Source organism: Streptomyces albus subsp. albus, assembly GCF_000719865.1.
Classification (GTDB): Bacteria; Actinomycetota; Actinomycetes; order Streptomycetales; family Streptomycetaceae; genus Streptomyces; species Streptomyces albus_E.
Genome location: NZ_JOID01000079.1, coordinates 1 through 1027 on the forward strand (window position 1 = coordinate 1; position 1027 = coordinate 1027).

The window sequence follows — 1027 nt, forward strand, 5'->3', positions numbered from 1 at the left end:
GGCCTCGTGGGCTACGAGATGGCACTCCTGGTCGACCGCGCCGGAAACGTCCTCACCCCGGACCTCCGAGCCGAACTCCAGGGAAGTCTTCTCAACTGACCAAGACACCGTGCGTTTCGCGTCACCGCGCCATAAGGTGCGGTGACGCGGGACTCTCGCAGCAAACGGGGACCGGCAGAGCAGAGGCAGTTGGAGGAGGAAGACGTGGCAACGCCCCCGAGCGGGTACCCCTATGGCGGATATCAACCCCAGCCCCAGGGTGAGCCCGGGCAGCGATACGACTACCCCTCCGCACCCGGCCACCACCAGGAGCCGCCGCCGCAGCGGTCGCCCTACGAGCAGCAGCAGCCGCAGCATCATCAGCAGCCGCAGCAGCGCCGGCAGGGCTCCCCCGCGGCCGGCAGCAGGAACCCCCTGGTGCGGCCGTACGCCATGACCGGTGGCCGGACCCGTCCGCGCTACCAGCTCGCCATCGAGGCGCTGGTGCACACCACGGCGTCCCCGGGCCAGCTCCAGGGCCAACTGCCGGAGCACCAGCGGATCTGCCATCTGTGCCGGGAGATCAAGTCGGTCGCCGAGGTCTCCGCGCTCCTCACCATTCCTCTCGGCGTCGCCCGAATCCTCGTCGCCGACTTGGCCGAGGCCGGGCTCGTCGCCATCCATCAGCCCGGCGGCGACGAGTCCGCCGGCGGCCAGCCAGACGTGACACTGCTCGAAAGGGTGCTCAGTGGACTTCGGAAGCTCTAGCGGCGCGGCACGCTCCACCACTTCCGCGAAGATTGTGGTGGCGGGCGGCTTCGGCGTGGGCAAGACCACGTTCGTCGGCGCGGTCTCGGAGATCAACCCGCTGCGCACCGAGGCCGTGATGACCTCTGCCTCCGCGGGGATCGACGACCTGACGCACGCGCCGGACAAGACCACGACGACCGTGGCGATGGACTTCGGCCGGATCACCCTGGACCAGGACCTGATCCTGTACCTGTTCGGCACCCCCGGACAGGACCGCTTCTGGTTCATGTGGGACGAC

At 69.1% G+C, this 1027-nt stretch carries 2 protein-coding genes and 1 pseudogene; all 3 read left to right on the forward strand.

The features are described 5' to 3' along the window. Positions 1 to 99, forward strand: a pseudogene (locus IF83_RS0129420) (roadblock/LC7 domain-containing protein); the annotation flags it as partial. A 105-nt stretch (positions 100 to 204) separates the two neighbouring features. Beyond that, positions 205 to 747 (forward strand): DUF742 domain-containing protein, encoded by a 543-nt coding sequence (locus IF83_RS0129425; protein ID WP_030549430.1) that lies wholly within the window; start codon positions 205 to 207, stop codon positions 745 to 747. Continuing rightward, positions 728 to 1027: GTP-binding protein (locus tag IF83_RS0129430; protein WP_208605960.1), on the forward strand; the 300-nt coding region annotated here is incomplete at its 3' end. The genes IF83_RS0129425 and IF83_RS0129430, both read left to right, overlap by 20 nt.